6 protein-coding genes, 1 tRNA gene and 1 other RNA gene are annotated in these 5,642 nt (G+C 31.2%); 6 read left to right on the forward strand and 2 right to left on the reverse strand.

The window, feature by feature from the left end; all coding sequences use genetic code 11:
* The first annotated feature begins 7 nt into the window (after positions 1-7).
* The 3 genes from AB2369_RS10830 to AB2369_RS10840 are packed head-to-tail and all read left to right on the forward strand — an operon-like array spanning position 8 to position 1,994.
* A complete protein-coding gene (locus AB2369_RS10830) occupies positions 8-166 on the forward strand; it encodes an iron chelate uptake ABC transporter family permease subunit (RefSeq protein WP_367666501.1) in 159 nt (52 codons plus the stop codon).
* On the forward strand, positions 167-1,159 hold the full coding sequence (locus AB2369_RS10835; protein WP_367666496.1) for a FecCD family ABC transporter permease: 993 nt from the start codon (positions 167-169) through the stop codon (positions 1,157-1,159).
* A 13-nt stretch (positions 1,160-1,172) separates the two neighbouring features.
* A complete protein-coding gene (locus tag AB2369_RS10840) occupies positions 1,173-1,994 on the forward strand; it encodes an ABC transporter ATP-binding protein (protein ID WP_367666497.1) in 822 nt (273 codons plus the stop codon).
* 337 nt (positions 1,995-2,331) lie between these two features.
* Here AB2369_RS10840 and AB2369_RS10845 read toward each other — a convergent pair whose 3' ends face one another.
* Both AB2369_RS10845 and AB2369_RS10850 read right to left on the reverse strand, forming a co-directional pair.
* Positions 2,332-2,997: a hypothetical protein gene (locus AB2369_RS10845; RefSeq protein WP_367666498.1), complete on the reverse strand. Its 666-nt coding sequence runs from the start codon at positions 2,995-2,997 to the stop codon at positions 2,332-2,334.
* A 199-nt stretch (positions 2,998-3,196) separates the two neighbouring features.
* Positions 3,197-3,883 (reverse strand): TIGR00266 family protein, encoded by a 687-nt coding sequence (locus AB2369_RS10850; RefSeq protein ID WP_367666499.1) that lies wholly within the window; start codon positions 3,881-3,883, stop codon positions 3,197-3,199.
* 366 nt (positions 3,884-4,249) lie between these two features.
* Between AB2369_RS10850 and AB2369_RS10855 the strand changes: the two genes are divergently transcribed.
* The 3 genes from AB2369_RS10855 to AB2369_RS10865 all read left to right on the forward strand — a co-directional run bounded on the left by AB2369_RS10855 (position 4,250) and on the right by AB2369_RS10865 (position 5,508).
* A tRNA-Ser gene (locus AB2369_RS10855) sits at positions 4,250-4,339 on the forward strand.
* A gap of 11 nt (positions 4,340-4,350) precedes the next feature.
* Positions 4,351-4,614: signal recognition particle sRNA large type (ffs, locus tag AB2369_RS10860), an RNA gene on the forward strand.
* 159 nt (positions 4,615-4,773) lie between these two features.
* Positions 4,774-5,508 (forward strand): hypothetical protein, encoded by a 735-nt coding sequence (locus tag AB2369_RS10865; protein ID WP_367666500.1) that lies wholly within the window; start codon positions 4,774-4,776, stop codon positions 5,506-5,508.
* Positions 5,509-5,642: the final 134 nt, after the last annotated feature.

Below are 5,642 nucleotides of genomic sequence, written 5' to 3' on the forward strand. Positions count from 1 at the left end.
GATAATAATAACTTCAGGGTTTTTAGGAAGTATACTTTTAGTGTACTCAGATTTAATATCAAGAATGATAAGACCACCTTTTGAAACTCCAGTTGGAACTATAACCTCAATTATAGGAGTTATATTTTTCTTATATTTAGCAAGAAAAACAGAAGGAGGCTTTTAAATGGAAATTACAAATGAAAAGAAAAGGTTTATTTTATGGGCTTCTTTATTAACCCTATCCTTAGTGGTTTTATTTATATTAGGAGTTACTTTAGGAAGTACCAATATATCTATTATGGAACTACTTACAGAAAAACAAGTTATACTATTTCATTTTAGAATGCCAAGGGTTGTAATGGCTATTATAGTAGGAGCAGCCTTAGCATTATCAGCAGTTATAATGCAGTCCATAACAAGAAATGCGTTAGTAGATACATCTATTGTGGGAGTTAATTCTGCTGCAAGTCTTGTGGTTATAGTTTGTTTAACTGTATTTGCTAATGGATCTAAAAGTTTAAATTCAAGTTTTACATTCATAATGCCCTTTTTCTCCATAGTTGGAGGGATAGCATCTTTATTTATAATTTACACCTTAGCTTGGAAAAAGGGAGTTAATAACAATAGATTAATATTAACAGGAATATGTTTAAGTACGGCCTATAGTGCTTTAACCTTGCTTTTAACTATGACCTTATCTGATGGAGATTATAATTTTGCAACTCTATGGATGTCAGGAACTTTATGGGGAAGTAGTTGGAAGGGAATTTTATCAATATTACCTTGGGCATTAGTACTTATTCCTTACATAGTATATAAGGCTCTATATCTAGATGTTTTTAATCTTGGTGAACACACAGCAACCTCTCTTGGGGTTAATGTGGAGAGAGAAAGATTTAAGCTTATATTTGCAGCAGTACTTCTTTCATGTTCATCCATAGCAATGGTTGGTTCTATAGGGTTTGTAGGGTTTGTTGCAGCTCATATAGGAAGAGCTTTAGTTGGACCAATGCATAAAAAATTAATTTTTATATCAATGTTAGTAGGATCGGTACTTTTAATGGCGGCGGATCTTCTAGTAAGAGTTCTATCCAATGGTGGAGAGTTACCAGTTGGAATGATTATATCTGTACTTGGAGCACCTTATTTTCTTTATCTTATGATAAAGAATAATTAATTAGGAGGATATTATGAGTAATATAATAAATATAAGTGATTTAGCTGTTGGATATGGAAAGAAAATAATAATAAATGGAGTGGAAACTTCTATCCCAAAGGGTAAAATAACATCTATCATAGGACCTAATGGTTGTGGTAAATCTACTTTAATAAAAACCATAGGTAAGATTTTAAAGAGAGAGAATGGAAGTATACTTTTAGAAGGAAAAGAGATCAGCAAGATAGAGGGGAAGGAAGTAGCTAAAAGGTTAGCTTTTTTAGCTCAGATAACAACTTCACCAGAAGGTCTTAAGATTAGAGATCTTGTAGCTTATGGTAGATTTCCATATCAAAAGCCTTTTTCTTCTTTAACAGAGGAAGACTATAAATACATAGATTGGGCTTTAAATGTGACTAATTTAAAACATATCGAAAACTCAAAAGTAGATAGTTTATCAGGAGGACAAAGACAGAGGGTATGGATAGCTATGGCCTTAGCTCAGGGAACAGATACCATAATACTAGATGAGCCTACAACATACCTTGATATAATGCATCAACTAGAGGTCCTTAATCTACTAAAAAGGTTAAATGAAGAAGAGAATAAGACCATAATAATGGTATTACACGATATTAATCAAGCAGCAAGTTACTCTCATAATATAATAGCTATGAAGGAAGGAAATATAATAGCAGAGGGAACTCCTAAGGAAGTTATAACTAGGGAAAACTTAAAAGTTATATATGGTATTAATGCAGATATAATGACTTATAAGGACAAGATAACCTGTGTACATTGTGAAGTGTGTGATATTTGTGACTCCTGTGAGATGTGTGGGGCTGTAGAAAAGTAAATATATTTAACATAAATAATAATATAACTAAAAGAGAATATTAGATTATTGATTTTTAATTAGGATTTTAAAAACAGGGTTATGGCTAATTTTAGAATTATTAGCCATAACTCTGTTTTAGTTTATCTAATAGATCACAACTGAAGTATTAAGATAATATGAATAATTTATAATTTTCTAATATAAATAAATTTTTTCAAAATTCAACCTTTGAATAGGCTCTAAATAATGGTAGCTGGTGATTTAGTTTCAATTATAAGGTGGTTTATTTATATAAGATTAAACCTTAAGAAGAGCATTCTCAAGAAACTTATACTAAAAATTATTTTAATTATAATTATGATCCTAAGGTCTTGTTAACCTTAGGTTTTGATTTTTTAGCTAAGGCTAAAATAGTACCCAATGCTATAGATAAAAATGATGCAGATAGAACTCTATATTCAGCTGGTAGCATAAAGGTAAAGGTGTGAGCTGGAATCCAGAATAAAGGAATGGTTTTTATAACTACAAAAGATATAAAACCATGCCAATCAATAGCATCTAGAACCTTGTTTATGTCAGTGGTACCAAGATCGATGCAAGTATCAGTTACTCTATGGAAAGCCATAAAAGTAGGAGCGAAGATTAAGTTCATAAGAGAACTGGTTAAAAATGCAGTTATGAAATTATCTAGGCTTGGGTTAGATAAAGATGGTAGTAACCCCTTAGATTTTAGAGATAAAACACCACTAGCGAATAAATCAAACATAATTACAAATACCATGCCTATAAAGCCCCATACTATGAATTTTAAAATAAAACCTTTAGGTTTGATAAAATCTCCATTAGATATTCTTATAGCAAGTAGTTCTCCCATAATAGCTAAAATGGAAACCTTTACAAAACCTGTAATATAAGGATATGACTTAGTAGCTTCAACAAATATATGATGAGTTGAAGGATAAACTAGGAACATAATAATAAGGATTAGACCAAGACCCCACAAAATATCTTTCTTTTTCATTTTTAATTACCCCCTCTTTATATTAAATTATATCAGAAGAAGGCAATGTTAATGAATAGATTTCATAAACATTGCCTTAAAATTACCAGTAAACCTTATTATATAAGTTTTAAATCTGTGGCTAAAAACAACTTTTCTACTAATACTAAGAAGATACACACTACAAATATATAGTGTTTAAACAAGGTATGAAGGTAGCTTATTTTTCAGTAGTAGTATACATATAGCGAGATAGTCTTCCAGCTAAATTCTGTATAGGCATACTTTGAACATATACTTTACCAGGTCCAGTAAGGGTGGTTAAGAAAAGACCTTCTCCACCAAATAGCATATTTTTAACTCCCTTAATCATTTCTATATCAAAGCCAACTGAAGGTTCAAACATGGCTATATTACCTGTATCAACTTTTAACTTTTCTCCGGGGGATAAAAGAATTTCCTCAATATAACCATCAAATTCTAAAAATATAATACCAGGACCACTTATCTTTTGAAGAATAAAGCCTTCTCCACCAAAGAATCCTGAACTTAATTTCTTTTTAAAATGTATTTCTAAAGACAAGGTGTCACTACCAGCTAAGAAAGCTCCCTTTTGACATATTATAGACTCATTAGGCGATAGCTCTCTTGCAATAATCTTACCAGGAAAAGAAGAAGGAAAAGCAATGGAGCCTAGACCATTAGTACAAGTGTAAGTATTTAAAAATATGGATTCTCCAGAAAACATCCTAGAGATACCCCCCATGAATCCACCCTTTATATTAGTATCCATCTTAAAATTCTCACTCATCCATCCCATAGCTCCAGATTCAGTGATTAGAGATTCACCCTCTGTCATTTCACAGATTACTACAGGAAAAGTATCGCCTTTTATTGAATAATGCACAAATAATCACTCCTCTAACTTTGCTACTTTATATATTAAGCTCTTAAAAGTCAACTCTATTATATAGTTTAATTATATTATTAATTTTAAAAAATACTCTTAAATTAATATTAAATACTTCTAAGATAATATAAATTTATAAATTTACAAATAAAAGCATAATAATAATAATATATTGAAAATAGAATACGATAATGAAAACCATAAATGAGTTTATCTATAATATCCATGTATAAATATAGCTAAATTGTTTTATTAATAATAAAATACCATTTAATATTTTAGCAAAAATACTTGCATTACTAAAAATACTGTATTATAATAACCAGTGTAACAATTAAATATGTATAGCATAATAAATAATATGGAGAGATGTCTGAGCGGTTGAAGGAGCACGCCTGGAAAGCGTGTGTAGGGGCAACTCTACCGCGGGTTCGAATCCCGCTCTCTCCGCCATTTTATTTTTGCCGTGCTAGATGGGGAGCTGGCGGTGCCCTGTACCTGCAACCCGCCTTAGCAGGGTCGAATTCCTCATCGAGGCATTAATTCGTAGGGCCTGGCCCATATAAGTGGTGTTGAGAGTTGGGTCCCACGCAACGGAAGCCTATGAACCTCGTCAGATCCGGAAGGAAGCAGCGATAAGTAGTCACTTTCGTGTGCCGTGGATCAATCTGACTTGAGCTAACTGTATGGGTAACGCTTATGGATTATTGTCGACATGAGGTGCACGGTCTACATAAGAAGATTAAAGGATATACAAATGTATATCCTTTTTTTAGTTTAGGTATTAAATTCCCTAATAGTTAAAGGATTACATAGACTTTTGCATAATATATAAGATAAAGATTATTTTAGTTATATTAAAAGGCAAATATAAGGGGGATTTAATTGTGGGGAAGAATTGGACTATAAAACATAGTGATAACTATATATTTCACTATATGGAGAATAGTTTAGGGGAAGAGCATATAGATGAGATAGTAAGAATTCAAGAATTATGTAATAAACATATAAGTAAGGTTCTTAAAGTTTCTATGAAGGATAAAATAAAATATTTTTTATGCAATTCTAGGGAAGAGGTTGGAGCAAGCTCTGGTGATAAGCCTCGTAATAGATTCTCTAGGATGCCAGATGAGATATGGGCTGTTTATAACGAAAGTAATAAGTGCATAGGATATCATGAGGACGCTCATATTATTTCTTATAACACCTTAGGAATACCAGAATGTATCTTTATAAGAGAAGGACTTGCCATGTATTTTGAGAAGGTCTGGTTTGGTATAGAGAATAGATTTTGGGTACATGAATATTTAAGAAATAATAAGTATGTGGATATAGGAAGCCTAATAAATAATAATGAGTTTTGTAGACTTAGTGACACCTTAACTTACCCTATAGCAGGGGCTTTTACTGAGTATCTTATATCAGTATTTGGTATGGATAAGTTTAAGAGATTTTATGTCCAGCTTAGTACTTTAAGAACTATAGGATTTAAAAGAAACTTTAAAGAAGTTTTTCAACAGTCCTTAGAGGATGTAGAAGAAAACTTTAAGAATTATATTTTAAGTATAAAACCTAATAATATTATAGAGAAAGAGATATCACAGAATATAGTGGGTTTATAGGTATTTGATTAATGGATTAGAGTGTTAAATAACTAATTTTCACAATGAATATTTTGTCTTTCAGTATTTATTTAAATAATTATATTTCAGTCATTTTTATATGGTGTGTTTGTTTTTTATCTAAACTCTTATAC

It is taken from the genome of Clostridium sp. (assembly GCF_040797585.1).
In the GTDB taxonomy this organism is placed as follows: domain Bacteria; phylum Bacillota; class Clostridia; order Clostridiales; family Clostridiaceae; genus Clostridium_Z.